25 protein-coding genes and 1 tRNA gene are annotated in these 25,918 nt (G+C 64.5%); 18 read left to right on the forward strand and 8 right to left on the reverse strand.

Annotated elements, in window-relative coordinates:
* Positions 1–44 precede the first annotated feature (44 nt).
* The 7 genes from GGR17_RS20490 to lpxB all read left to right on the forward strand — a co-directional run bounded on the left by GGR17_RS20490 (position 45) and on the right by lpxB (position 6,616).
* The gene (locus tag GGR17_RS20490; RefSeq protein ID WP_255353417.1) at positions 45–173 is read left to right on the forward strand and encodes a hypothetical protein; all 129 of its coding nucleotides are present in this window, start codon (positions 45–47) and stop codon (positions 171–173) included.
* 130 nt (positions 174–303) lie between these two features.
* On the forward strand, positions 304–2,634 hold the full coding sequence (gene bamA, locus GGR17_RS09635; RefSeq protein ID WP_054538807.1) for an outer membrane protein assembly factor BamA: 2,331 nt from the start codon (positions 304–306) through the stop codon (positions 2,632–2,634).
* Positions 2,634–3,260, forward strand: a complete 627-nt coding sequence (locus GGR17_RS09640; RefSeq protein ID WP_054538808.1) for an OmpH family outer membrane protein — start codon at positions 2,634–2,636, stop codon at positions 3,258–3,260. The genes bamA and GGR17_RS09640 overlap by 1 nt, the downstream gene beginning before the upstream one ends.
* A gap of 77 nt (positions 3,261–3,337) precedes the next feature.
* Positions 3,338–3,796, forward strand: a complete 459-nt coding sequence (gene fabZ / locus GGR17_RS09645; protein WP_037205464.1) for a 3-hydroxyacyl-ACP dehydratase FabZ — start codon at positions 3,338–3,340, stop codon at positions 3,794–3,796.
* 6 nt (positions 3,797–3,802) lie between these two features.
* Positions 3,803–4,600: an acyl-ACP--UDP-N-acetylglucosamine O-acyltransferase gene (gene lpxA / locus GGR17_RS09650; protein WP_054538809.1), complete on the forward strand. Its 798-nt coding sequence runs from the start codon at positions 3,803–3,805 to the stop codon at positions 4,598–4,600.
* Between the two features lie 4 nt (positions 4,601–4,604).
* Entirely contained in the window at positions 4,605–5,438 is an 834-nt protein-coding gene (locus tag GGR17_RS09655) for an LpxI family protein (protein ID WP_054538810.1), read from the forward strand.
* Positions 5,435–6,616, forward strand: a complete 1,182-nt coding sequence (gene lpxB, locus GGR17_RS09660) for a lipid-A-disaccharide synthase (RefSeq protein WP_054538811.1) — start codon at positions 5,435–5,437, stop codon at positions 6,614–6,616. Before GGR17_RS09655 ends, lpxB begins: the two co-directional genes overlap by 4 nt.
* 3 nt (positions 6,617–6,619) lie before the next feature.
* Here lpxB and mnmA read toward each other — a convergent pair whose 3' ends face one another.
* On the reverse strand, positions 6,620–7,768 hold the full coding sequence (mnmA, locus tag GGR17_RS09665; RefSeq protein WP_037206595.1) for a tRNA 2-thiouridine(34) synthase MnmA: 1,149 nt from the start codon (positions 7,766–7,768) through the stop codon (positions 6,620–6,622).
* Between the two features lie 122 nt (positions 7,769–7,890).
* Between mnmA and sciP the strand changes: the two genes are divergently transcribed.
* The 5 genes from sciP to GGR17_RS20495 all read left to right on the forward strand — a co-directional run bounded on the left by sciP (position 7,891) and on the right by GGR17_RS20495 (position 13,551).
* Positions 7,891–8,169 (forward strand): CtrA inhibitor SciP, encoded by a 279-nt coding sequence (sciP, locus tag GGR17_RS09670; RefSeq protein ID WP_037206593.1) that lies wholly within the window; start codon positions 7,891–7,893, stop codon positions 8,167–8,169.
* Positions 8,170–8,266: 97 nt separating this feature from the next.
* A complete protein-coding gene (gene ctrA, locus GGR17_RS09675; RefSeq protein WP_037206591.1) occupies positions 8,267–8,980 on the forward strand; it encodes a response regulator transcription factor CtrA in 714 nt (237 codons plus the stop codon).
* 132 nt (positions 8,981–9,112) lie between these two features.
* Complete coding sequence (gene ligA, locus GGR17_RS09680) at positions 9,113–11,233, forward strand: NAD-dependent DNA ligase LigA (RefSeq protein ID WP_054538812.1); 2,121 nt, start codon at positions 9,113–9,115, stop codon at positions 11,231–11,233.
* The gene (gene recG / locus GGR17_RS09685) at positions 11,230–13,320 is read left to right on the forward strand and encodes an ATP-dependent DNA helicase RecG (RefSeq protein ID WP_054538813.1); all 2,091 of its coding nucleotides are present in this window, start codon (positions 11,230–11,232) and stop codon (positions 13,318–13,320) included. The genes ligA and recG overlap by 4 nt, the downstream gene beginning before the upstream one ends.
* Positions 13,321–13,428: 108 nt before the next feature.
* On the forward strand, positions 13,429–13,551 hold the full coding sequence (locus tag GGR17_RS20495) for a hypothetical protein (protein WP_255353419.1): 123 nt from the start codon (positions 13,429–13,431) through the stop codon (positions 13,549–13,551).
* Between the two features lie 188 nt (positions 13,552–13,739).
* Here the strand turns inward: GGR17_RS20495 and GGR17_RS09690 are convergent, their stop codons facing one another.
* A complete protein-coding gene (locus tag GGR17_RS09690) occupies positions 13,740–14,192 on the reverse strand; it encodes an iron-sulfur cluster assembly scaffold protein (protein ID WP_054538814.1) in 453 nt (150 codons plus the stop codon).
* 66 nt (positions 14,193–14,258) lie between these two features.
* Between GGR17_RS09690 and hisI the strand changes: the two genes are divergently transcribed.
* Positions 14,259–14,615 (forward strand): phosphoribosyl-AMP cyclohydrolase, encoded by a 357-nt coding sequence (gene hisI / locus GGR17_RS09695; protein ID WP_054538815.1) that lies wholly within the window; start codon positions 14,259–14,261, stop codon positions 14,613–14,615.
* Positions 14,616–14,661: 46 nt separating this feature from the next.
* Here hisI and gluQRS read toward each other — a convergent pair whose 3' ends face one another.
* The 4 genes from gluQRS to gyrA all read right to left on the reverse strand — a co-directional run bounded on the left by gluQRS (position 14,662) and on the right by gyrA (position 20,248).
* On the reverse strand, positions 14,662–15,519 hold the full coding sequence (gene gluQRS, locus GGR17_RS09700; protein ID WP_054540380.1) for a tRNA glutamyl-Q(34) synthetase GluQRS: 858 nt from the start codon (positions 15,517–15,519) through the stop codon (positions 14,662–14,664).
* Entirely contained in the window at positions 15,516–16,856 is a 1,341-nt protein-coding gene (gene trmFO / locus GGR17_RS09705; protein ID WP_054538816.1) for a methylenetetrahydrofolate--tRNA-(uracil(54)-C(5))-methyltransferase (FADH(2)-oxidizing) TrmFO, read from the reverse strand. The genes gluQRS and trmFO overlap by 4 nt, the downstream gene beginning before the upstream one ends.
* A 78-nt stretch (positions 16,857–16,934) precedes the next feature.
* Complete coding sequence (locus tag GGR17_RS09710) at positions 16,935–17,336, reverse strand: DoxX family protein (RefSeq protein ID WP_054538817.1); 402 nt, start codon at positions 17,334–17,336, stop codon at positions 16,935–16,937.
* Positions 17,337–17,512: 176 nt separating this feature from the next.
* On the reverse strand, positions 17,513–20,248 hold the full coding sequence (gene gyrA / locus GGR17_RS09715) for a DNA gyrase subunit A (RefSeq protein ID WP_054538818.1): 2,736 nt from the start codon (positions 20,246–20,248) through the stop codon (positions 17,513–17,515).
* Positions 20,249–20,442: 194 nt separating this feature from the next.
* On the opposite strand from gyrA, the gene GGR17_RS09720 reads away from it, so the two are divergent.
* The gene (locus GGR17_RS09720; protein ID WP_054538819.1) at positions 20,443–20,712 is read left to right on the forward strand and encodes an usg protein; all 270 of its coding nucleotides are present in this window, start codon (positions 20,443–20,445) and stop codon (positions 20,710–20,712) included.
* Positions 20,713–20,718: 6 nt separating this feature from the next.
* Here the strand turns inward: GGR17_RS09720 and GGR17_RS09725 are convergent, their stop codons facing one another.
* The gene (locus tag GGR17_RS09725) at positions 20,719–21,192 is read right to left on the reverse strand and encodes a disulfide bond formation protein B (protein WP_054538820.1); all 474 of its coding nucleotides are present in this window, start codon (positions 21,190–21,192) and stop codon (positions 20,719–20,721) included.
* Complete coding sequence (locus GGR17_RS09730) at positions 21,189–21,767, reverse strand: YqaA family protein (RefSeq protein ID WP_054538821.1); 579 nt, start codon at positions 21,765–21,767, stop codon at positions 21,189–21,191. The genes GGR17_RS09725 and GGR17_RS09730 overlap by 4 nt, the downstream gene beginning before the upstream one ends.
* Before the next feature lie 129 nt (positions 21,768–21,896).
* On the opposite strand from GGR17_RS09730, the gene ypfJ reads away from it, so the two are divergent.
* The 4 genes from ypfJ to GGR17_RS09750 all read left to right on the forward strand — a co-directional run bounded on the left by ypfJ (position 21,897) and on the right by GGR17_RS09750 (position 25,914).
* Positions 21,897–22,736 carry a KPN_02809 family neutral zinc metallopeptidase gene (gene ypfJ, locus GGR17_RS09735; RefSeq protein ID WP_054538822.1) on the forward strand — a complete coding sequence of 280 codons (840 nt, stop codon included), beginning with the start codon at positions 21,897–21,899 and terminating at the stop codon, positions 22,734–22,736.
* 50 nt (positions 22,737–22,786) lie between these two features.
* Positions 22,787–22,872: transfer RNA gene (locus GGR17_RS09740), tRNA-Leu, on the forward strand.
* 799 nt (positions 22,873–23,671) lie between these two features.
* Positions 23,672–24,442 (forward strand): Hint domain-containing protein, encoded by a 771-nt coding sequence (locus GGR17_RS09745; RefSeq protein ID WP_082386584.1) that lies wholly within the window; start codon positions 23,672–23,674, stop codon positions 24,440–24,442.
* A 392-nt stretch (positions 24,443–24,834) separates the two neighbouring features.
* Positions 24,835–25,914 (forward strand): Hint domain-containing protein, encoded by a 1,080-nt coding sequence (locus GGR17_RS09750; protein WP_054538823.1) that lies wholly within the window; start codon positions 24,835–24,837, stop codon positions 25,912–25,914.
* Positions 25,915–25,918 lie beyond the last annotated feature (4 nt).

Raw genomic sequence — 25,918 nt, forward strand, 5'->3', positions numbered from 1 at the left:
GTGGACGCAACCGATACCGGACGTCCTGAATGGAGGGCAATCAGATGTACACCATCTCTAATGGCTACCGCAGTCTTTCCCTGCTGGTGGGGCTGAACTGGGACCGCGTTCTTTTCGTCGCGGTGATTTTCGGCGCGCTGATGGCCGGCGCGCATCTTGGCACGGTGCTTTGAATTCCGGCGGCAAGGGTTTGCCGGCGGGATCTGCGGATTAGTCCCGGCAAAACCCATGTCGTATTTTGACAAGAGCGCGCTTTCCCGGTAACTCTGACGAACAAGAAATACGTCAGAGCAGGGCGGACGAATGACAAATAAAGCGGGCTGTTTTCGGGGCTGGTGCGTAAGCAAGGCCCTTTCCCATGTGGCACTTTTTCTTTTCTTCGTCATTGCGGGGCCTTACGTCTTTTCGCCCGGCGCGGCGCAGGCGCAGAATTACAGTTTCACCAATGTGCAGATCGAGGGAAATCAGCGCGTCGATGCCTCAACCATCCTGAGCTATGCCGGAATCGCCAGGGGAGAGACAGTCTCCGCCGCCCAGGTGAACCAGGCCTATCAGAACATTGTTGAAAGCGGCCTGTTCGAAGAGGTCGAGATCGAGCCGCGCGGCGGCACGCTGTTCATCCGGGTCGTTGAATATCCCACGATCAACGTCATCAATTTCGAAGGCAACCGGATGATCAAGGACGAGGATCTGGAACAGATCATCCAGTCGCAATCGCGCCGCGTCTACAACCCCAGCCTGGCCGAGGCCGACGCCGCCGCCATCGTGACCGCCTATGAACAGTCCGGCCGGCTGGCCGCGACGGTCGAGCCGCGCATCATCCGCCGGTCCGACAACCGGGTGGATCTGGCCTTCGAGATCGTCGAGGGCAGGGGTGTGGAGGTGGAGCGGATCTCCTTCGTGGGCAACCGGTTCTACTCCGACGGGCGGCTGCGGCGGGTGCTGGGCACCAAACAGGCCGGGCTGCTGCGCCGGCTGATCCGCAGCGACACATTCGTCGCCGACCGGATCGAGTTCGACAAGCAGGTGCTGCAGGATTTCTATGTCTCGCGCGGGTTCATCGATTTTCAGGTGCTCTCTGTCACATCGGAACTGACGCGCAACCGCGATGCGTTCCTCATCACCTTCAACCTGCGCGAAGGGCAATCGTTCACGTTCGGCGAGGTCACGGCCTCGTCCGATCTGGCCGAGGTCGACGTGGATCTGTTTCAAGAGGCGATCCGGGTGCATCCGGGCGTGACCTATTCGCCGGCGCTGGTGGACAACACGATCGCGCGGCTGGAGCGGCTGGCGCTGCAGCAGGGGCTGAATTTCATCCGCGTCGATCCCCGCGTGACCCGCAACGACCGCGACCTGACGCTGGATGTGGATTTCCGCATCGTCAAGGGGCCGCGCGTTTTCGTGGAACGGATTGATATCGAGGGCAACGCCACGACGCTGGACCGGGTGATCCGGCGGCAGTTCCGCACCGTCGAGGGTGATCCGTTCAACCCGCGCGAGATCCGCGAAACCGCCGAACGCATCCGCGCGCTCGGGTTCTTCTCGACGGCCGACGTGAACGCGCGGGAAGGCACCTCGCCGGACCAGGTGATCGTGGATGTGAACGTCGAGGAAGCCCCGACCGGATCGCTGTCGTTCGGCCTGAACTACAGCGTGACGAACGGCGCCGGGGCGGCGGTCAGCTTTTCGGAATCGAACTTTCTGGGGCGCGGCCAGTATCTGAGCTTCTCGCTCACCAGCGGCGTCGACAATTCGGTAACCTCGTTCACCTTCGCCGAACCCGCTTTTCTGAGCCGCGACGTGACCTTCCGCTTCTCGGCCTCCTATGGCGAATCCTCCAACCAGGACAGCACCAAATACGATACGCGGCGGGTTTCGATTTCGCCGAGCCTTGAGTTCCCGACCGGGGAATTCACCCGCCTGGCGCTGCGCTACACCATCGCGGAGACCGATCTTTATAACTACACCGGCGCATCGCCGATCATTCAGGCCGAGGCGGATGAAGAGGCCCTTCTGACCAGCAGTGTCGGCTATACCTACAGCTACGACACCCGCCGCACCGGCCTGAACCCGAACGCCGGGGTTCTGCTGCGCTTCAACCAGAATTTCGGCGGCCTGGGCGGCGATACCAAATTCGTGGAGACGACGGCGCTCGTGGCTTCGGAAACCACGGTGATGAACGAGGATGTGACGCTGCGCGCCGAGTTCGAGGGTGGCTTGCTGAACTTCCTGGATGGCAACAGCCGTGTCACCGAACGCTATTTCCTGAACGGCAAGATGCGGGGCTTTGACAACAACGGCATCGGCCCGCGCGATCTGAACACGCCGTCGAACGAGGCGCTTGGCGGCAACATGTTCGCGGTTGTCCGGCTCGAGGCGGATTTCCCGATCGGTGTGCCGGAGGAATACGGCATTCGCGGCGGTCTGTTCGCCGACGTCGGTTCTGTCTGGGATCTGGACAATGACAATGGCGGCAGCGTCGACGACGGGATGAACCTGCGCGCGGCCGTCGGCTTTTCGATTTTCTGGACCACCCCGATCGGCCCGCTGCGCTTCAACTTCTCGGATGCGGTGCAAAAGGAATCCTATGACGAGGTCCGGAATTTCGACCTGACGATTTCAACCCGGTTCTGATGCGCCGGCTCGTCATTGCACTGGGTCTGCTCTCCGGTCTCGCGGCCGGGCCGCTTGGCGCGCAGGAGCAGAATCTCGTGGTGCGAAGCCCTGTCGTTACCATTGATCAGGAGCGTCTGTTCAACGAATCCGCCTACGGCAAGGCGATTCTCGCCGGGCTGGAGGCGGAGGGCGCCAGCCTGGCCGCCGAAAACCGGCAAATCGAGGAACAGCTTGTCGCCGAAGAGCGCGCTCTGACGAGCGAGCGGGCCGGCATGGACCCGGCGGAGTTTCGCAAGCGGGCCATGGCCTTTGACGAAAGGGTGGTCTCGATCCGGGCCGAGCAGGATGAAAAGGCCCGCGCGCTGGGGCGGCGGCGCGATACCGCGCAGGCGAATTTCTATCAGACCATCCTGCCGGTCCTGACCCAGATCGTGCGCGAGCGGGGCGCGGTCGTGGTGCTGGAAAGCCGGGCGGTGATCCTGTCGGCCGAACAGATCGACATCACCGGCGACGCCATCGAAAGGATCGACACGTTGACGGTGCAACAATCCATCGAGGGCGGCAATGTGCCCTTGCTTCCGGGTGGTTTGGCCCCGCCCTCCGATCCGGCTGAAAACGGCGACGAGACCACGCCGCAGCAATAGCCGCCGCTTGTTTCCCCGCGGCAGTGTTGATACTCCCCTGCGCAAGAGACGGCCAACAGAACCGGAAGGGACGACCCATGAGCGAGCAGTTGCCGACAGTTGCGGATATCCATCTGATCAAGCGGATCATCCCGCACCGCTATCCGTTCCTGCTGATCGACAAGGTTCGTGATATCGTTCCCAACGAAAGCGCGGTGGGCATCAAGAACGTCACCTTCAACGAGCCGCACTTCCAGGGCCATTTCCCGGCGACCCCGATCATGCCCGGCGTGCTGATCGTCGAGGCGATGGCGCAGACGGCCACGGTGATGGCCGGCATCTCGATGGAGATCGCCGACCGCGATGTGCTGGTCTATTTCATGACCATCGACAAATGCAAATTCCGCCGCATGGTGGTGCCGGGCGACGTGCTGGAGCTGCACATCACCGTGCTGCGCAAGGGGACCAAGATCTGGCGCATGAAGGGTGTGGCGATGGTGGAGGGCGAGCTTGCCTGCGAGGCGGAGTTCGGCGCCATGATGGATCTGCAGGGGTAACGCGGGATGACCGTTGATCCCAGCGCGGATATCCATGCCTCCGCCATTGTCGAGGACGGGGCCAGGATCGGACCGGGCTGTGTGATCGGCCCGTTTTCGGTGATCGGTCCGCAGGTTACGCTTGGCCCCGGGGTGGTTGTCAAGAGCCACGCCATCGTCACCGGGATCACCAGCATCGGCGCGGAAACCATGATTTTCCCCTTCGCCAATATCGGAGACATCCCGCAGGATCTGAAGTTCCGCGGAGAGAAGACCCGGCTGGAGGTCGGCGCGCGCAACCGCATCCGCGAAGGCGTGACGATGAACACCGGCACCGAGGGCGGCGGCGGCGTTACGGTTGTGGGCGACGATTGCCTGTTCATGACCGGCGCCCATGTCGGCCATGACGTGCGCGTGGGCAACCGGGTGGTGATGGCCAATCAGGCGGCGCTGGCCGGCCATTGCGTGGTCGAGGATGACGTGATCATCGGCGGGCTTTCGGGCATCCATCAGTTTGTGCGCATCGGGCGCGGCGCGATTATCGGCGGCGTCACCATGGTGCCCAATGACGTAATCCCCTACGGGTTGGTGCACGGGCCGCGCGGCGTGCTTGACGGGCTGAACCTTGTCGGCCTGAAGCGGCGCGGCGTGGCGCGCGAGGATATCACGGCCCTGCGCGCGGCGTTTCAGGAACTGGCGGCGGGCGATGGCGCGTTTCAGGACCGCGCGCGCCGCCTGTCCGAGGGCACCAGCAGCGATTATGTGCGCGAAGTGGCTGATTTCATTCTCGGCCAGAGCGACCGTTCCTTCCTGACACCGGGTTGATCCAATGACACAAGGCACCGCCATCATCGCCGGCCAAGGCGCGCTTCCGGGGCTTCTGGCCCGGCGGCTGGAGGCGGAGGGCGCACCCTTCGTTCTGGCCGAAATGGAAGGATTCGTGGTGGAAAATCCCGGCGGCTGGCCGGTGGAACGCTTCATCGTGGAACGCCTGGCACTGCTGTTCGACCGGCTGCGGGATCTGGGCATGACGCGGGTGGTCTTTGCCGGGGCGGTCAGCCGCCCGGCGCTGGACCCCGGGCGGATCGATCCGAAATCGGCGATGCTGCTGCCTGCGCTCATTCCGGCGTTTCAGGCCGGGGACGACGCGCTGCTGCGCGCCGTGATCGGGCTGTTCGAGGATGCCGGCTTCGATGTGGTCGGCGCCGATGCGATCGCGCCCGAGCTTGTGCCGGGCGACGGGGTTCTGACCCCGGATCAGCCGTCGGAGGATGACCGGGCCGATGCCGCCCGCGCGGCGCAGATCGTGACGGCGCTTGGCGCGATCGACGTCGGGCAGGGCGCGGTGGTGGCGCAGGGCTTGTGCCTTGCGGTCGAGACCCTGCCGGGCACCGACGCGATGCTGCGCTGGCTGGCCGATGTGGCGGGCGGCTGCCGTGCCGATGCCGCTGGCGCGAAGGGCGTGTTCTACAAGGCGCCGAAGCCGGGGCAGGACCGGCGCGTGGATCTGCCCGTCATCGGCCCCGGCACGGTTGCGGGGGTGGCGCGGGCCGGGCTGGCCGGCATCGTGATCGAGGCCGGCGGCGTGATGATCCTGGAGCGTGAGGCGACACTGGCCGCGGCGCAGGCCGAAGGCCTGTTCATCTGGGCGCGGCGGCCGTGAGGCGGTTCTTCGTGATCGCGGGAGAGCCTTCGGGCGACGCGCTCGGGGCGGCGCTGATGGCCGGGCTGAAAGAGCTGCACCCGGATGTGGCCTTTGCCGGTGTCGGCGGTCCGCTGATGGCGGCGCAGGGGCTCGAGAGTCTCTTTGCGATGGATGAGCTTTCGGTGATGGGGCTGGCCGAGGTGCTGCCGCGCTATCGCCAGCTCAAACGCCGGATCGCGGAATGCGCGGCGGCGGTTCTGGCGCAAAAGCCCGACGCGCTGATTACCATCGACAGCCCCGATTTCAGCCTGCGGGTGGCGCGGCGGGTCAAGGCGGCGTCGGATATCCGCACTGTTCACTATGTCGCGCCCACGGTCTGGGCGTGGCGGTCGGGGCGGGCGCGCAAGATGGTCGGCGTGATCGACCAGGTGCTGGCGCTGTTCCCGTTCGAGCCGCCCTATATGGAAGACGAAGGGCTGCGCTGCGATTTCGTCGGCCATCCCGTGGTTACACAGCCGCGGGCGGATGCCGGGGCGATCGCCGCCTTCCGCGCCGCGCACGGGCTTGGGCCCGACACGCCGCTGCTGCTGGCGCTGCCGGGATCGCGGCTGGGCGAGGTCGGGCGGCTGGCGCCGGTTTTCGGCGCGGCGCTGCGCCCGGTGCTGGCGCGGCACCCTTCGCTGCGCGTGGTACTTCCGGCGGCGCCATCGGTGGCGGGGCAGGTGGCCGGAATGGTGGCCGACTGGCCGGGCGATCCGATCCTGCTTGATCCGCGCGGGCGCGACGGTGCGGCGGTTCTGGCGGAAAAGCGCGCGGCTTTCGCGGCGGCGGATGTGGCGCTGGCGGCCTCGGGCACGGTCTCGCTGGAACTGGCGGCGGCGCGCACGCCGATGGTGATCGCCTATAACATGAACTGGCTCAGCTTTCGGATCATCCGCTACATGGCCAAGATTGACACGGTGACGCTGATCAACATCATCACCGGCATGCGGGTGGTGCCGGAGTTTCTGGGCCCGGATTGCGAGCCCGGGCCGATCTCTGCCGCGCTTCTGACGCTGCTTGACGACGCGCAAGCGCGCGCGGCCCAGGTGGCGGCGGAGGATGAAACCATGGCATTGCTCGGCCGGGGGACCGCGCCGCCGGGTCTGCGCGCGGCCCATGCGGTTCTGGACGGTCTGCCGCCGCAGGTGGCGTAAAGCTCAGGCCCCGCGCCAGATCCAGCCACCGCCAAGGATGCGGCTGCCGCCGGTTTCATAGAACACGCAGGCCTGCCCGGGGCTGACCCCCTCTTCGGCGGTCAGCAGTTCCACCTGCGCTTCGGTCTCTGACAGTGGCCGCAGGATCGCCTCGCGCGGGGGGCGGGTCGAGCGGACCTTGACCGAGATATGCCATTCATCGCGCGCGGTCATCGGCGCGTCGCCCAGCCAGTTGATCTCCCGCACGGGGATGGTCCGGGTCGAAAGCATCTCTTTCGGGCCCACGATCACCCGCCGCGCGTCCACATCCAGCCGCACCACGTAAAGCGGATCGGCCAGCCCGCCGATGCCCAGCCCGCGCCGCTGACCGATGGTGTAATGGATCACGCCGTCATGCGTGCCCAGCACCCGGCCATCGGCGTGAACGATCTCTCCGGGCTCGGCGGCCCCCGGGCGCAGCTTTTCGATGACACTGGCATAGTTGCCATTCGGTACGAAACAGATGTCCTGGCTGTCGGGCTTGTCGGCCACGGGCAGGCCGTATTTTGCCGCCAGGGCGCGGGTTTCGTTCTTCGAGGGCAGGTGGCCCAGCGGAAAGCGCAGATAATCGAGCTGTTCGGGCGTGGTCGAGAACAGGAAATAGGATTGATCGCGCGCCGCATCCGCCGCGCAATGCAGCTCTGGCCCGGTGGCGCCCATCTTGCGCTGGATATAGTGGCCGGTTGCCATGCAGTCGGCCTCCAGATCCTTCGCGGTTTGCAGCAGGTCCTTGAACTTCACCCGCTCGTTGCAGCGGATGCAGGGCACAGGCGTGGCGCCGGCCAGATAGCTGTCGGCGAATTCGTCGATCACCGCGTCCTTGAAGATGTTCTCGTAATCCAGCACGTAATGCGGAAACCCCATCTCCTCGGCCACCCGGCGGGCATCGTGGATATCCAGCCCGGCGCAGCACGCGCCCTTCTTGGCCAGCGCCGCGCCGTGATCGTAAAGCTGCAGGGTGACGCCGACCACATCATAGCCTTCCTCGGCCAGTTGCGCCGCCACGACGGAACTGTCCACGCCGCCCGACATGGCGACGACCACGCGGGTTTCGGCCGGGGGCTTGGCAAAGCCCAGCGAATTCAGCGGATGATCCTTGCTGTCGAGTGGCATGAGGGAACCTTTCGGGAAGTCCGTCGGAATATAGGAAAATGCGAGACAGTCTCAAGCCCTCGTTTCACCGCGCGTTAAACATGCCGCTTCACGCTGGCCCCGCAAAGAGTGAGGGGAGACCCATGTATATCAAGCGCATCGAAGGTCCGCGGGCCGTCACCTTGCCCGATGGCACCAAAATGACCCGGGCCGATCTGCCGCCGGTGGACACGGTCCGCTGGGTCGCGCGGCGCAAGGCCGCCGTGGTCAAGGCGATCGCCGCCGGCCTGATTTCGCAGGACGAGGCGCTGGCGCGCTATTCGCTTTCGCTGGAAGAGCTGGATGGCTGGCGGCTCGCGATTTCGCGTCATGGGACAGAGGCGCTGAGAACCACCAAGGTCCAACGCTATAGACAACCTTGAATTGTATTACTACGCTACGTGCAGTGGTAACGTGTAATTAACCATTGTTAGCCAACGTGGTGGGGAAATCTGGGGAAGCAAACGGAGTAATTTGACGATGCGCGTTCTTTTGGTGGAAGACGATCCGACAACATCCAAGAGCATCGAACTGATGCTCACCCATGCGAACTTCAATGTCTATACGACGGACCTGGGCGAGGAAGGGATCGATCTTGCAAAGCTTTATGATTACGATCTTATCCTGCTGGACCTGAACCTGCCGGATATGACCGGGCATGAGGTTCTGCGCCAGATCCGCCTCGCGCGGATCGACACGCCGATCCTGATTCTCTCCGGTGCCGATGACACCGAGAACAAGCTCAAGGGGTTCGGCTTCGGCGCGGATGACTATCTGACCAAACCCTTTCACCGCGATGAGCTGGTGGCGCGCATTCACGCCATCATCCGCCGGTCCAAGGGGCATGCGCAATCCTCGATCAAGACGGGCCGCGCCACCGTGAACCTGGATGCCAAGACGGTGGATGTGGACGGCAAGACCGTGCATCTGACCGGCAAGGAATATCAGATGCTGGAACTGCTTTCGCTGCGCAAGGGCACGACGCTGACGAAAGAGATGTTCCTCAACCACCTGTATGGCGGCATGGACGAGCCGGAGCTGAAGATCATCGACGTCTTCATCTGCAAGCTCCGCAAGAAGCTCAGCCAGGCCACCGGGGGCGAGAACTATATCGAGACAGTCTGGGGCCGCGGCTATGTGCTGCGCGATCCCGAGCCGGTCGAGGCAGAGCACCGCATCGCGCTTGGCGCCTGACACCCCCATGCAGCAGGGCGGCCCCTTGCGGGGCTGAGGGGCCGCCCGAATTTCACGCCGCCGCCCATGACGTCTGGACCTCTCCGGGGTGTGCTCCTATCACGTTCGGAGGACATTCGGGGAGAGGCCGGGATGGCAGGCGAAAAACCCGTCGAACAGCTGACGGCGGCAGAGGCGGCGGCGGAACTTGCGCAGCTTGCGGCGCAGATCGCGCGCGCTGACAGGTTGTATCATCAGCAGGACGCGCCGGAAATCTCCGATGCGGCCTATGACGCGCTGAAGCGGCGCAACGCCGAAATCGAGGCGGCGTTCCCGGCGTTGAAACGGGCCGACAGCCCCTCTGAAAGTGTCGGCGCAGCCCCGGCCGAGGGGTTTTCCAAGATACGGCACGCCGTGCGCATGCTCTCGCTCGCCAATGCGTTCGACGACGGTGATATTACGGAATTCGACGGGCGCATCCGCAAATACCTGGGGCTGAGCGATGACGCGCCGCTGATCTATACCGCCGAGCCCAAGATCGACGGGCTGTCCCTGTCTCTGCGCTACGAGGCCGGTGTGCTGACCCAGGCCGCCACCCGTGGCGACGGCGAAACCGGCGAGAACGTCACCGCCAATGCCCGCACCATCGCCGATATCCCCGCGCGTCTCGCCGGTGCGCCCGAGGTGCTGGAGGTGCGGGGCGAGGTTTACATGAGCCACGTGGATTTCGAGGCGCTGAACGTGCGGCAGGCCGAGGCGGGCGAGAAGCCCTTCGCCAACCCGCGCAACGCTGCGGCGGGATCGCTGCGCCAGCTTGATGCGGATGTAACGCGGCAACGGCCATTGCGTTTCTTCGCCTATGGTTGGGGTGAACTCTCCGCCGCGCTGGCGCCGACGCAAAAGGGCGCGATCGACAGGCTGGCGGAGCTGGGGTTTCAGACCAACCCGCTGACCGTGCTGTGCGATGGCCCCGAGGCGATGCTGCGCCACTACCGCGCGATCGAGGAACAGCGTTCAACGCTGGGCTATGACATCGACGGGGTGGTCTACAAGGTGGACGACCTGTCGCTTCAGGCGCGCCTGGGCTTTCGTTCGACGACGCCGCGATGGGCGATCGCCCACAAGTTCCCCGCCGAACTGGCCTGGACCCGGCTGGAGAAGATCGAGATTCAGGTGGGCCGCACCGGCGCGCTGTCGCCGGTGGCGCGGCTGCATCCGGTGACGGTGGGGGGCGTGGTGGTGTCGAACGCCACGCTGCACAACGAGGATTACATCGCCGGGCGCGACGCCAAGGGCAATGAGATCCGCGGCGGCAAGGACATCCGCGAGGGCGACTGGGTGCAGGTCTATCGCGCGGGTGACGTGATTCCGAAAGTGGCGGATGTGGATCTGTCGAAACGGCCCGACGACGCGGCGCCCTATGTGTTTCCGACCCACTGCCCCGAATGCGGCTCGGAAGCGATCCGGGAGGAGGGCGACGCCGTGCGCCGCTGCACCGGCGGGCTGATCTGCCCGGCGCAGGCCGTGGAAAAACTGAAGCACTTCGTGTCGCGCGGCGCGTTCGACATCGACGGCCTGGGCGCCAAGCAGGTGGAGGCCTTTTATCAGGATGGCTGGATCAGGGAGCCGGCCGATATCTTCACGCTGAAGGCGCGCTATGGCGCGGGCCTCCAGCAGCTCAGGAATCGCGAGGGCTGGGGCCAGAAATCCGCCGAAAACCTGTTTGAGGCGATAGAGGCACGCCGGGAAATCCCGTTGAACCGGGTGATTTTCGCCCTTGGCATCCGCCATGTGGGCGAAAGCGCGTCAACGCTTCTGGCCAGCAACTACGGCAGCTGGGCGGCGTTCGAGGCCGCGATGACCGCCGCGCAGGTGGGCGAAGGGCCCGAGTGGGAGGCGTTGATCGGCATCGACGGGGTCGGCGCGGTGATGGCCGAGGCGGTTGTCACCACCTTTCATCAGGCGGCGGAACGGGCCTCGATCGACCGGCTGATCGCGGAGCTGAACGTGCAGGACATGGAAGCGCGCGGCGCGGTCGACAGCCCGGTGGCGGGCAAGACCGTGGTCTTTACCGGCACGCTGGAAAAGATGACCCGGGCCGAGGCCAAGGCGCGCGCCGAGGCGCTGGGGGCCAGGGTGGCCGGGTCGGTTTCGGCCAGGACCGATCTGCTGGTCGCGGGGCCGGGGGCGGGGTCTAAGGCGAAGAAGGCGGCCGAGCTGGGCGTGGAAACCATCGACGAAGATGGCTGGCTCGCGCTGATCGGAGACGCATGAGCGGGCGGCCCGATATCCTCTTTCCGCTGTTCGCCGCGCTGGACGGGCTGGAGGGGGTCGGCCCCAAGACGGCGAAGAATTTCGCGCAGATGGGTGTCGAAAAACCGCGCGACCTGCTTTTCACTCTGCCCCATTCGGGGGTGGATCGCAGCCGCCGCGCGTCTATCACCGAGGTGACGCCAGGCAGCACCGCGACGGTGGAAGTAGAGGTTGGCGCCCACCACCCGCCGCGCAGCAAGGGGCGCCCCTACCGGATACAGGTGCAGGACGCCGGCACCGGGTTTCAGTTGGTGTTTTTCCACGGCAATGGGCCGTTCTTGCAAAATCAGCTTCCGACCGGACAGCGCCGGGTGATTTCTGGCAAGGTCGAGCTTTTCGACGGGGTCGCGCAGATGGTGCATCCCGATCACATCCTGCGGGTGGAGGAGGCGGAGGCGATCCCGGCCTATGAGCCGGTCTATCCGTTGACGGCGGGTATCACGCAGAAAATGGTGGCAAAGGCGGTTGGCGCGGCGCTGGAGCGTGCGCCGGATCTGGCGGAATGGATCGACCCGGCACTGAGGGCGCGCGAAGGCTGGCCCGGTTGGCGCGCGGCGATCAACGCCGTGCATGCGCCGCAGGGCGCAGCCGATCTGGCCGCGACAAGCCCCGCGCGGCAGAGGCTGGCCTATGACGAGCTGTTCGCGCATCAGCTGACCCTCGCGCTGGCGCGGCAGGCGGTGCGGCGCGGGGCGGGTATCGCGACCGAGGGCAACGGGCGGCTGCGCGCGCGGGTGCTGGCCGCGCTGCCTTATAAGCCGACCGGCGCGCAGGAACGCGCCATGCAGGAAATCGCCGATGACATGGCCCGGCCCCGCCGGATGAACCGGCTTTTGCAGGGCGACGTGGGGGCCGGGAAAACCCTTGTCGCCTTCATGGCGCTGCTGATCGCGGCCGAGGCGGGCGGCCAGGGGGTGATGATGGCCCCCACCGAAATCCTGGCGCGGCAGCATCTGGAGAGTTTGCGGCCGCTGGCCGAGGATGCGGGCGTGGTGCTGGAGCTTCTGACCGGGCGCGACAAGGGCGCCGAGCGCAAGGCAAAGCTCGCGGCGCTGGCGCGGGGCGATATTCAGGTTCTGGTCGGCACCCATGCGGTTTTTCAAAAGGATGTGGTGTTTCACGATCTGCGTCTTGCGATTATCGACGAACAGCACCGGTTCGGCGTCGGTCAGCGGATGGAGCTTTCGGCCAAGGGCCATGGCGCGCATGTTCTGGTGATGACGGCCACGCCGATCCCGCGCAGTCTGGCGCTGGCGCAATATGGCGACATGGATGTGTCGGTGCTGGATGAAAAGCCGCCGGGGCGGGTGCCGGTGAAAACCGCGCTGGTCTCGGCCGGCCGGATGGATGAGGTGGTGGCGCATCTGCGCCACGCCATCGCCGAGGGGCGGCAGGCCTATTGGGTGTGCCCGCTTGTCGAGGAAAGCGAGGTCGTGGAGATGACGGCCGCCGAAGAGCGGTTCAAGCGCCTGCGCGCGGCCCTGGGCGAAGGCGTGGTGGGGCTGGTGCACGGCCAGATGCCGCCCGCCGAGAAGGACGCCGCGATGGCGCGGTTCGTTGCCGGCGAGACCAAGGTGCTGGTTGCCACCACCGTGATCGAGGTGGGGGTGAACGTGCCCAATGCCTCTATCATGGTGATCGAACAGGCCGAGAGCTTTGGCCTGGCGCAGCTGCATCAGCTGCGCGGGCGGGTCGGGCGCGGGGCCGCGGCCTCTACCTGTTTGCTGATGTACCGGCCACCGCTGACAGAGGGCGGGCGGCGGCGGCTGGAGATCCTGCGCGAAACCGAGGACGGGTTCCGCATTTCAGAGGAAGATCTGGCGATGCGCGGCGCCGGCGATCTGATCGGCACGGCGCAATCGGGCCTGCCCCGCTTCCGCATCGCGGATCTGGAGCGGCAGGCGGCGCTGATGGCGGTGGCGCAAAGCGACGCGCGCAAGCTGCTGGCCGACGACCCGGCGCTGGAGACACCGCGCGGACAGGCCGCGCGGGTGCTGCTGTGGCTGATGGAACAGGATAAGGCGATCCGTTTGATTTCAGTTGGTTAACGGGTTTGTTCCTGAACGTTCGCAAATGTTCTTAAAAAGTTCTTTACTTTGAGTGGAGAATTTGAGAACAAAGAAGCAACAGAAAAATCCAAGCAGGGAACGCCCGCCATGCTGAGTGAACTGAAAGCCGTTTTGACCCGCTCGTCCGACACGCTTGTGCAGGATGCCGCCGGCGCCGCCGCCCTTGTGGTGATGTTGATTGTCAGCCTGCATTTGCCGGGCCTTGTCTGACCCCTTTACTGCCTGCGGTCTGTTCCGGGCCGCGCATCCCTGTCCCCAACACCGGATGCGCCGCTTCTGACACTGCCTGTCCCAGAAAGCGGAGCGTGCCTCTTGCTCTGCCAACCGCCCGGATACACAGATACGCCACTTGCCGCCGCCTTCGTCCCCGAAGCGCGGCGGCTTTTTTTGGTGGATGCTCAGGCGCAGGCGGTCCTGGCGGCCGCGTCGAACGCCTCGAGCGTGGCGTCGAGCGCCAGCAGGATCGACGCGTGGCGGTTCTTGTACTCTGTCGCGGGCAGCAGAACCTCGAGACCGTCGAAGGGCGCATCCGGCACGGGGCCGTTGCCCTTGAGCATCGCGTTGAGCTGATCGCGGGCGGTTTCGACCTCGGCGCGTGTGCGTCCGATGATATGGGCGCCGACCACGGAGGCGGAGGCCTGACCAAGCGCGCAGGCCTTCACATCCTGGGCGAAACCGGTGATCCGGCCATCCTCGACCATCAGATCGACGGCGACAGTGGACCCGCAGAGCGGCGCGCGCCGCTTGGCGGAGCCTGTGGGCGCATCAAGCCGGCCGAGATGGGGGATGTCGGCGGCAAGCTCCAGAATCCTCTGGGAGTAGAGCTTGATCATGTCGGTCTCGGGGCTCATGGCTTTCCCTTTCGGCTGCTTTTCCATAGATAGCCCCATGACCGGCATTTGCAAAGGAGCGCGGTGATGTCCTTCGACCCAGAAACGCTGAACTATGATGCCAACGGTCTGATCCCGGCGATCGCGCAGGCCACGGACGGCACGGTTCTGATGATGGCCTGGATGAACGCGGCGGCGGTGGTCCGGACGCTGGAGAGTGGGCGTGTAACCTATTGGTCCCGCTCGCGTCAGGCGTTCTGGGTGAAGGGAGAGACCAGCGGGCATACGCAGCGGCTGATCGATTTCCGGGTGGATTGCGACCGGGATTGCCTGCTGCTTGTGGTGGAACAGGCCGGGCCGGCCTGCCATACCAATCGGCGCAGCTGCTTTTATACGGCGGTGCGCGACGGGGGCGAGGTGGAGCTTATGGCACCGGAGGCGTAGGAGATTTCTTGCCTCCGGCGGGGATATTTTCGGGAAAGATGAAGGGTCAGAGGCCGATCATGGCGCGGACGTCCTGCGGTGTGGCGCCCTGAGCCCGGTAATGGGCGATGGCGCGCGCGTCGTCGCGCTTTGCCAGCCTTTTGCCGGTTTCATCGCGAATAAGTGCGTGATGGTAATAGGTTGGCGTTGGAAGGTCGAGCAGTGCCTGAAGAAGGACCTGCGCGAAGGTTGTCTCGAACAGGTCGGCGCCGCGCACAACCTCGGTGATGGTCTGGATGGCATCGTCCCAGGTGGCGGCCAGGAGATAGGACACGGTTCCGATCTCCTTGCGGCCCAGTACCACGTCGCCGGTGCCGTTCAGCAGCGTGTCGGCATCCAGGCGATGGTGGCCCGGGGAGAGCGGGCCGTTTTCCTGAAATCCGAATTGTGATGTGTTTCCAATGCTTTCGATGGCGCGGCGCATGTCGAGGCGCAGGGCGTCGCCGGGTTGTCGCGTGTCCATGGCCCGGTGGCGGCAGGTGCCGGGATAGATCGGCCCGTCGGGGCCGGTCGGCGGGGCGCCTTCCTGCGGGGCCGAGAGGGCGGCGCGGATGTCGCCCCGGGTGCAGCTGCAGGGGTAGATCAGGCCGCGCTCTGCGAGATCGTTCAGCACGCTGTCATATTCGGCCAGGTGTTCGGATTGGCGGCGCGCGGGTTCTGGCCATGTCAGGCCGAGCCAGCGCAGATCGTCATGGATCTGCGCCTCCCATTCCGGGCGGCAGCGCTGGATGTCCGTGTCTTCGATGCGGAGCAGGAATTGCCCGCGCATCGCCTTTGCCCGGTCGTGCGCCAGGATTGCCGAATAGGCATGGCCCAGGTGCAGCGGCCCGGTTGGCGAGGGGGCGAAGCGGGTGCGGTAGGTCACGACAGTGCCATCCAGCCTTTCCATGCGTCCTTGGCGCGGTCGGTATAGGCCTTGTAGCGATCCTTGCGGCCGCGCCGCCCGGCCTTGAGCCCCTCGACCGGGGGGAAGAGGCCGAAATTGACATTCATCGGCTGAAACGTCTTTGCGTCGGCCCCGCCCGTGATGTGGGTGACCAGCGCGCCGGTGGCGGTTTCGGGCGGTGGCGGCGGCAGGGCGTTGCCCCGGATTTCGGCCACGGCCAGGCGCGCGGCCAGCAGGCCCATGGCGGCGCTTTCGACATAGCCTTCGACCCCGGTGATCTGGCCGGCGAAACGGATATGCGGCCGGGACTTGAGGCGCATCTGATCGTCGAGAAGCGTGGGGGAATTCAGGAACGTGTTGCGGTGGATGCCGCCCAGGCGGGCGAATCTTGCCTCCTCAAGGCCGGGAATCATCCTGAAAACATCGGCTTGCGCGCCGTACTTCATCTTGGTCTGGAAGCCGACGATGTTGAACAGCGTGCCGAGCGCGTTGTCGCGGCGCAGCTGGACCACGGCATGGGCCTTGATCTCGGGCTGGTGCGGGTTGGTCAGGCCCACCGGTTTCATCGGACCATGGCGCAGGGTTTCGCGACCGCGTTCGGCCATCACCTCGATCGGCAGGCAGCCGTCGAAATAGCCGGCGGTTTCGCCCTCGCGGAACTCTGTCTTGTCGGCGGCGAGCAGGGCGTCGATGAATGCCTCATACGTGTCGCGATCCATCGGGCAGTTGAGATAGGCGGTGCGGTCTTCCTCCGTCTCGCCCTTGTCGTAGCGGGACTGGAACCAGGCCTTCGACATGTCGACGCTGTCGGCATAGACGATGGGTGCGATCGCGTCGAAAAACGCCAGTGCCTCGGCGCCGGTTTCGGCCCGGATCGCCTCTGCCAGGGCGCCGGAGGTCAGCGGGCCGGTGGCGATAATCCAGTGGCCATCCTCGGGCAGGGCGGTGATTTCACCGGGCGCGACCGTGATCAGGGGATGCGCCTGCAGCCGGGCGGTGACGCCTGCCGCGAATTGCTCGCGGTCCACCGCCAGCGCGCCGCCCGCGGGCAGGGCATGCGCATCGGCCATTTCCATGATCAGCCCGCCCGCCGCGCGCATTTCCCAATGCAGCAGGCCCACCGCATTCTGTTCGTCATCGTCGGAGCGGAAGGAGTTCGAGCAGACCATTTCAGCCAGATTGCCGGTCTGATGGGCGAATGTGCCGGTCTCGGGGCGCATTTCGTGGAGGATGACCGGGATGCCCGCGTTCGCGGCCTGCCAGGCGGCTTCGGAGCCGGCCATGCCGCCGCCGATGATATGGAGTTTATCTGTCATGCGCCGCGATGTAGGCGAGTTCCCGGCAAAGGGAAAGGGGCAGCGCGCCGGCGGCCCCTTTCCCGTGTTTCGGTGCGATCAGGCGATGGCCGATTTCGCCGCGAGATAGGCATCGGCCGAGAAACGCCCGGCGCCGTGGATCACCAGCAGGATAAAGCCGCCGGCAAGCCCGAGGTTCTTGTAAAAGCTGATCATCTGCATCTGGTCGGCCGGGACCAGATGAAACAGAACCGCCGAAAGAAGGCTGAACCCGGCCAGCGCGAAGGCCACGATACGGGTCTGAAAGCCGACGAGGATGGCGATGCCGCCAAGAAATTCGAGCAGGATCGTCGGCCAGGCCAGAAAGGCCGGCACGCCGCCCGAGGTCATGTAGCCGGTGAAGCCCGGGACATCGCCCAGTTTGCCAAAGCCTGCGATAATGAAAAGCACGGCCAGAAGGGCGCGTGCCAGAAGGTCTGCGTAAGGTTTGAGTTCGGTCATGTTCCAGTTCCCTATGTTTGCCCTCTCGGGTCACGGGGAGCTTGTGGCATGTGCGGATTTGTGGAGATACGCCTAGAAAGGCACAGAATATGCGCAAAAATGTATGATCAGCCTGAGCGACTGCTGTGATCCCCCGCAGCCGGTATCCGGCGCGGGGGATCGTGGGCCCTGATGGGCTATTCTTCGCCGCTCTCGAGCGCGTCTTCGCCCTGGTCGGCGATCCAGGCGACAGAGACGACCTCTTCGCCCTTGCTGGTGTTGAACACCTTTACCCCGCCGGCGCTGCGCGACCGGAACGAGATGCCGTCGACAGGGCAGCGGATCGACTGGCCGGTCGAGGTGGCCAGCATGATCTGGTCGTCCATTTCCACCGGGAAGGCCGCCACGAGCCGCCCGCCGCGCATGGCCTTGTCCATCGCCTGCACACCCTGACCGCCGCGCCCGCGCACGGGATAATCGTGGCTGGACGAAAGCTTGCCGGCACCGCCGGAGGTGATCGTCAGGATCAGATCCTCGGCCGCCGACATCTGGGCGTAACGCTCTTGGCTGAAATCGGTGGCGGCGGCGCCCTCATCCTCTTCCACCTCGGCGTCATCGGCCAGGCCCGCGACCGCGCGGCGCATTTTCAGATAGGCGGCGCGCTCTTCCGACGTGGCCTCGAAATGCCGGATGACGGCCATCGACACCACCTTGTCGCCAGCCGCCAGACGGATGCCGCGCACCCCCGTCGAATCGCGGCCCTTGAAGATACGCAGATCGGTGGTGGGAAAGCGGATGGCGCGCCCGCCGGAGGTGACAAGCATCACGTCGTCATCCTCGGTGCAGATGCGCGCGTTCACCAGGCTGACGCCGTCGGGCAGTTTCATCGCGATCTTGCCGTTCGATTTCACGTTGGTGAAATCGGAAAGCTGGTTGCGCCGCACGTCGCCCGCTGTGGTGGCGAAGACGATCTGCAGATCGGACCATTCCTCTTCGGGGCGGTCGACCGGCATGATGGCGGCGACGGAAACCCCCTTGGGAATCGGCAGGATGTTGATGATCGCCTTGCCCTTGGCGGTGCGCCCCCCCTGCGGCAGGCGCCAGGTCTTCAGCTTGTAGACCATGCCTTCGGTGGTGAAGAACAGAAGCTGGGTGTGGGTGTTGGCCACGAACAGGGTGGTGACCACATCCTCTTCCTTGGTCGACATGCCCGACAGGCCCTTGCCGCCGCGGCGCTGCGCGCGGAATTCATGCAAGGGCGTGCGCTTGATATAGCCAGACTGGGTGACGGTCACGACCATGTCTTCGCGCTCGATCAGGTCTTCGTCGTCCATGTCGCCGGACCAGTCGACAATCTCGGTGCGGCGGGGAACGGCGAATTGTTCGCGCACCTCGCGCAGTTCGTCGGAGATGATTCCCATGATCCGCTCGCGCGAGCGCAGGATGTCCAGATACTCGCGGATCTTGCCGGCCAGCTCCTGCAGCTCGTCGGTCACCTCTTTCACGCCCATCGCTGTCAGGCGCTGCAGGCGCAGCTCAAGGATCGCGCGGGCCTGGGTTTCGGACAGGTTGTAGGTGCCATCCTCGTTCATCTTGTGCGACGGGTCGTCGATCAGCTGGATGTATTCGGCGATGTCATGGGCGGGCCAGCGGCGCGTCATCAGCTTTTCGCGCGCCTCGGCCGGGTCGGCGGAGGCGCGGATCGTCGCCACGACCTCGTCCACATTGGAAACCGCCACGGCCAGACCGCACAGGATATGGCTGCGCTCGCGCGCCTTGCGCAGCTCGAATGCAGTGCGCCGGGCAACGACTTCCTCGCGGAAGCTTACGAAGGCGGACAGGAATTTGCGCAGGGTCAACTGCTCGGGGCGGCCGCCGTTCAGCGCCAGCATGTTGGCGGCGAAGGAGGTTTGCATCGGCGTGAATCGGAACAGCTGATTGAGCACGACCTCGGCGGTGGCATCACGCTTGAGCTCGATCACCACACGCACGCCGACACGGTCGGATTCGTCCTGAACGTGGGAAATGCCTTCCAGCTTTTTCTCGCGCACCAGTTCGGCGATCTTCTCGATCATCGCCGCCTTGTTCACCTGATAGGGAATCTCATCCAGAACAATGGCATAGCGGTCTTTCCTGATCTCTTCGACGCGGGTCTTGGCGCGGATGATGATCGAGCCGCGCCCTTCGAGATAGGCCTTGCGGGCGCCGGAGCGGCCCAGAATGATGCCGCCGGTCGGGAAATCGGGGGCCGGGATGAATTCCGTCAACTGCTCTGACGACAGATCGGGATTGTCGATCAACGCCAGCGTGGCGTCGATCACCTCGCCCAGGTTATGCGGCGGGATGCGTGTGGCCATGCCCACGGCGATGCCTTCGGAGCCGTTGACCAGAAGGTTGGGGAACCGGGCCGGAAGCACCACCGGCTCGCGGTCCTTGCCATCGTAGTTGTCCTGGAAATCGACGGTTTCCTTGTCGATATCGGTCAGCAGGGCGTTCGCCGATTTCGCCAGCCGCACTTCGGTGTAGCGAAAGGCCGCGGCCTTGTCGCCATCCATCGAGCCGAAGTTGCCCTGGCCATCCAGCAGTGGCAGCGACATCGAAAAATCCTGCGCCATCCGCACAAGCGCGTCGTAAATCGCCGAATCGCCATGCGGGTGGTACTTGCCCATCGCATCGGCCACCGGGCGCGAGGATTTGCGGTAGGGTTTGTCGAATGTATTTCCGACCTCATTCATGGCATAAAGAATGCGCCGGTGCACAGGTTTTAGGCCATCGCGCAGATCCGGGATCGCGCGGGAGACGATCACGCTCATCGCGTAATCCATGAAAGACGTCTTCATCTCCTCTTCGATGGAGATGCGCGGGCCGTCGTACCGGGGCGGCTCTGGCGTGTTTTCGTCTTCGTTTTCAGGGGTTTCCGGCGTGTCGTTCACGTTTATTTCCGCCCGTTCTTGCGCGCTCTATATATTGTTACCCGAACTATATCTTAACCTGTATATGGGGTGCAATGGGCGCGGCGGGGGAATGCAAGCAGCCGCCGGGATGGAGTGATAACATACTGTTTTAATTGAAAACTAAATCAGTTCGGGCATGCTTTATTTCACAAATGTGACAAAGGAGAAATGCATTGAGCAGAAATGAGACCGAGTTGCTTTTGAAAGGCTACGGGCTGACCACGGCGGAATTCTTCTACCGGATGCCCGACTATCAAAACGTCCTGAACACATTCGTCTGGCAGGATTACGATCTGGCGCCCGATCATCCCCGGCTGTTCAAGTTCATCGAGTTCTGGCACGACGAAATAGAAGGGCCGCTGCATTCGGTGCGCTTTACCCATCGCAAACTGCTGGCGACGGGCGAATGGCGCAATGTGGTGGGGGAATTCACCCTGCACTGAGCAGCGTCAGTGGCGCAGGCTGGCCCGTGCCGCCAGCACCCACAGGAGCGCGAAGGCGAAGGCGGCCAGCGCGTTCCAGCTTGCCATCGACAGGCCCAGCATCTGCCATGCCACCTGATCGCACATGACCACCTTGGGGGCGGCGTCGAAATTCAGCAGATCGCTGCCCGACAGGCCAGACAGCCCGTCGCCGCTGCCGGTGCAGGAGGTGGGGCCAGGCCACCATTTGCGCTCGACCCCGGTGTGATAGACGCCGAGCGCCCCGGTCGTCAGCGCGGCCGCCGCGCCCAGAAGCGGCAGAACCACGCCGCGCACCATCAGGGCCAGCGCGCCGATCACGATGGCGGCGGCATGGGGCCAGCGCTGCCACAGGCACAGCTCGCAGGGCGGCAGCCCGCCGATGTACTGAAATCCGAACGCCCCCGCGAGCATTGCGGCCGATCCGCCGGCGGCCAGCAATATCAGCGTCGTGCGGCTCACAGGTATTTCACCATCGCGAAGCCGCCGAAGAACAGCAGCATGAGCACGGTGAACACCGCCCCCAGCCGCTTTTCGATGAAATCACGCACCGGCGGGCCGAATTTCCACAGCAGCGCCGCCACGATGAAAAACCGAAAGCCGCGCGCCACGATGCTTGCCACGACGAATATCCCGAAGTTGAGCCCGGTCGAGCCCGACAGGATGGTGATGACCTTGAACGGGAAGGGCGTGACGCCGGCGATCAGCACCGCCCAGGCGCCCCATTCGTTGTAGCGCGCGCGGAATTCCTCGAAATAGGCATCCTTGCCGTAGAACTCCAGCACCGGCCGGCCGACGCTCTCGAACAGTCCGAAGCCGATATAATAGCCCAGCAACCCGCCCAGAACCGACGCCACAAGCGCGACGCTCGCGATCAGCCAGGCGCGTGACGGGCGGGCGATGATCATCGGAATCATCAGCACGTCTGGCGGGATCGGGAACACCGAGCTTTCGATGAAAGCCACGAAGGCAAGCGCCCAGAGCGCATGGCGATGCTCGGCGAGTGAAATCGTCCAGTCATACAATCTGCGGATCATCCGAGCATTCCCTGCGGTCCCGTTCTCGCCTATGCAGCATGGTGGCTACGTCGGGTCAAGCCGTCGCGGCGCTTCCCAGCCCGGGAAACCGGCGGTAATCTCGGAATTGTCAGATCTGTGGGGTGTGTGATGAAATGGCGGGGGCGGCGCGGTAGCCGGAACATCGAAGACAGGCGCGGCCGGGGCGGCGGCGCGGGCGCGATCGGCGGTGTCGGGCTGCTCGCGGTGCTGGCGATCGGCTATTTCCTCGGGATCGACGTAACGCCGCTGTTGCAGGAGGGCGGCCTTGGCCAGACCGGCGAGGTGGAACTGACCGAGGCGGATATGCGGGCGGGCGAGTTTGTGTCGGTCACGCTGGCCGATACCGAAGAGGTCTGGGCGGATATCTTCCGCCGCCAGGTCGGGCGCGCGTATGATCCGGCGGTGCTGGTGCTGTTCAAGGGCACCACAAGCTCGCCCTGCGGCGGGGCCAGCGGCGCGACGGGGCCGTTCTATTGCCCCGGCGACAACAAGGTCTACCTCGACACCGGCTTTTTCACCACGCTGGAGCGGCGCATGGGCGCGGGCGGGGATTTCGCCGCGGCCTATGTGGTGGCGCATGAGATCGCCCATCATGTTCAGAACGAGCTTGGCATTCTGGGCCAGGCCAATGCCGTAAGGCAACGGGCAAGCACGGCGCAATCCAACGCGATCTCGGTTCGGATCGAGCTTCAGGCCGATTGCTTCTCCGGCATCTGGGCGGCCCATGCCCAGGAGCGTTTCGGCAGTCTGGAGCGTGGCGATGTGGCCGAGGCGATGAATGCGGCCAAGCAGATCGGCGACGATACGTTGCAACGCAACGCCGGCCGGGTGCCGATGCCCCATACCTTTACCCATGGCACGTCGGAGCAGCGCCAGCGCTGGTTCGCCGCCGGGTTCGAAAGCGGGGATCTGAACGCCTGCGATACGTTCGCGGCCGATACGCTTTGACGTTTTCGCTTGGCGCGGCGGCGGCGGCGTATTAAAGACCGTCTCCGCTGGCCCGAGTGGCGGAATGGTAGACGCAGGGGATTCAAAATCCCCCGCTGGAAACAGTGTGTGGGTTCGAGTCCCACCTCGGGCACCAGCTTTTCGAAATCCTGATTCTGCAAATATTTTCCGATCCGGCACGATTCGGCGGGTTTCCGCACGGCAGTTTTCTGCCCACGTTTCCAATCATTTTAGAACGTCCCGATTGCATCGCCTTTCGAAACAAAGGCGGGTTCACATTTTCGCCTTGATCTTGTTCGAAATGTGGCGCGCAGGCCGTGGTTAAGCGCGCGCCTTCTGGAAACAATAACGGGCCGGGGCACCGCGCGGATTGCCGGAATCCCCCGGAAACGCGCATTCCCACCCGCAGTTTCGATGCAAAACCGGAAACAATCACCCGCAGAGCGCGGGCCGCACGTCGCGCGGAGAGGGTTGAAACACGCGCGCCCTGACCCCGATTTTGCCATGCGAGCGCCACTTTTGGCTTGGCCGAGAGGGGTCTGGATGGGTAAACCGAGGACACCCTGCTGGGGGGTGAAGACATAAGGCCACGGGGGCGGCCGCACATGAGAACGCGTCTTGCTGGATGCGGGAGAACATGTGTGCCGACCTACGCGCTTTGCGGCGGTCGCGCATTTGCGGGCGGGGTTGCCGGGGCGTGTTGTATTGCCGGCGGCCGGTGTTTGGGTCTGACGATCCGCCCGTTCTCCCTCACCAGGACAGACATTCATGTGCGCCGCCACGGGCATTCGATCTTTGCCGCCTGCGGGTGCATCGCGCGTATCGATGCGTAGCAAGTGATGTGGTTGAGCCAAGTGTGTGCGTAACGAGTGACATGAGGAAAAGCGGGCCGCCGTGCCGCGTTGCCTGTCGTGCGGAAAAGTGAAGAGTGAGTGATGTCTGAGTATCCGTATGACAAGAAGACCAGGGGCAATAGCGGAACGGCGGTCTTTTTCTCCGCCGCCGGATCCGGTGCCATCGCGGCATCCGAAAGCGCCCGGAAGGACCAGGCGCCGGATGCGCGGGCCGATGGCGCATCGACGCCGGAAGGCGAGGGGCGCAGGGACGGGGCCTCGGGCTGTCCCTGTTTCACACCGGGCGCCGGAATCGCGACGCCCCGGGGCGTAAAGCCCGCCGAAACGCTGCGCGCGGGGGACAAGGTGATCACCCGAGACAACGGCATTCAGGAAATCCGCTGGGTTGGAAGCAAAACGCTGACAGGCCGCGATCTGACCGCGGCGCAGTATCTGAAACCGGTCCTGATCAGGAAGGGCGCGCTTGGCGGCGGGCTGCCCGAGCGTGACATGATGGTCAGTCCGAACCACCGGGTGCTGTGTGCCAGCGACCGTGCGCTGGTGAATTTCCGCGAGCGCGAGGTGCTGGCGGCGGCCAAGCATCTGGTGAACCACCGTGGCATTCAGGTGGTCGATACCCTGAGCACGACCTACATCCATTTCCTGTTCGACCGGCACGAGGTGATCCTGTCGAACGGCATCTGGACCGAGAGCTTTCAGCCCGAAGAGGCGGTGCTCGACGGGATGGGCAACGCCCAGAGAACCGAGATTTACGACCTGTTTCCCAGGCTGCGGACGGCACCTGGGGAAACGGTTTTCCCGCCGGCGCGGCGGGTATTGAGCGAGGGTGAAAGCCAGCGCCTGACGGATTGATGCGGCATATGCAGCACGGAGCCGGGCGCCTTTTGCCCGTTCCGGTCCTGCCGGGGCCGCGTCTTTTCGCGCGGCCCCGGCGTCAGGGCGGTTGGTGCCGGCAAAGGGGGGCGGGGCTGGTTGTTGAAGAATGTGAAACAAATGGCGGAAAAAACGTCATTTGTTCGGGAATGGCCGGAAAGCTCGCCTCGTCGGAATTTCGACATGCGGGTTTCTGGCAATAAAACGGGGCGAAAGATGCTGCGACTGCAAAAAGACGCTTTCAAATGTGGCGAAACTTGGGCAAATTCAGGACGACATGCAGGCAGCATCCGTCGTTCAGTAAAAAAATAATGCGAAACGGTGTGATCCATTTGGATCTGGTGAGTGTGATTTGAACGAGGGCCGCTGCCATGGCGAACATCATTGGTGATAATAACGACAACGTTCTGAACGGAACGAATGCCTCCGATTGCATCGACGGCAAGGGCGGTGACGACACGATCAACGGGCTGGCCGGCAATGACACGCTGCTCGGCGGTACGGGCGATGACACCATCCTGGGCGGTGCCGGAAATGATTGTATCGACGGCGGCGATGATGACGATCACCTGTTCGGCGAAGACGGCAATGATTTCATTTCGGGCGGCTGCGGCGATGACGCCGTTTCCGGTGGCGCCGGGGCTGACTACATGTCCGGCGGTTCGGGGGATGATATCTTTTTCGACATCACCGCGGGCGACCATGTCGATGGTGGCAGCGGCTGTGACACGCTGGATCTGAGCGGCACGGGCGCGTTCTGCGTTATCTATACGTCCAAGGATCATGAAAACGGTATCGTGAAATTCATCGACGATGCCGGCAACTTCACCGGCACGATGACCTTTTGCGACATCGAAGACATCATCGTCTGCTTTACGCCGGGCACCACGGTTGCCACGCTGAAGGGCGCGCGCCCGGTCGAGGAACTGCAGCCGGGCGACAGGGTGATCACCCGCGACAATGGCGTGCAGGAAATCCGCTGGTCCGGGCGTCGGGATCTGACCGCCGATAAGCTGCGCGACAACCTCGACCTGCGCCCGATCCTGATCCGCGCCGGGGCCTTCGGCGACGGCGCGCCGCTGCATGACATGATGGTCAGCCCGAGCCACCGGATGCTGCTCGCCTCGAAACACGCGCAGCTATATTTCGACGAGCATGAGGTGCTGGTGGCCGCCAAGCATCTGCTGCACATGCCGGGGGTCGAACGTGTCGGGCCGCAGCCGACAAGCTATATCCATTTCCTGTTCGACCGGCACGAGGTGGTGCTGGCCAATGGCGCCTGGACCGAAAGCTTTCAGCCCGGCGATTACTCGATGCAGGGGCTGGGCGAAGATCAGCGCAGCGAGATTTTCCAGCTCTTTCCCGAGCTGGAAACCCGCGCCGGGCTGCAGGATTATTCGGCCGCGCGCAAGACGCTGAAAAAGCACGAGGCGCGGCTGCTGGCGGGCTGAGCCG

Origin of the sequence: Actibacterium naphthalenivorans (genome assembly GCF_014196965.1) — a bacterium.
GTDB classification, from domain to species: Bacteria; Pseudomonadota; Alphaproteobacteria; order Rhodobacterales; family Rhodobacteraceae; genus Actibacterium_A; species Actibacterium_A naphthalenivorans.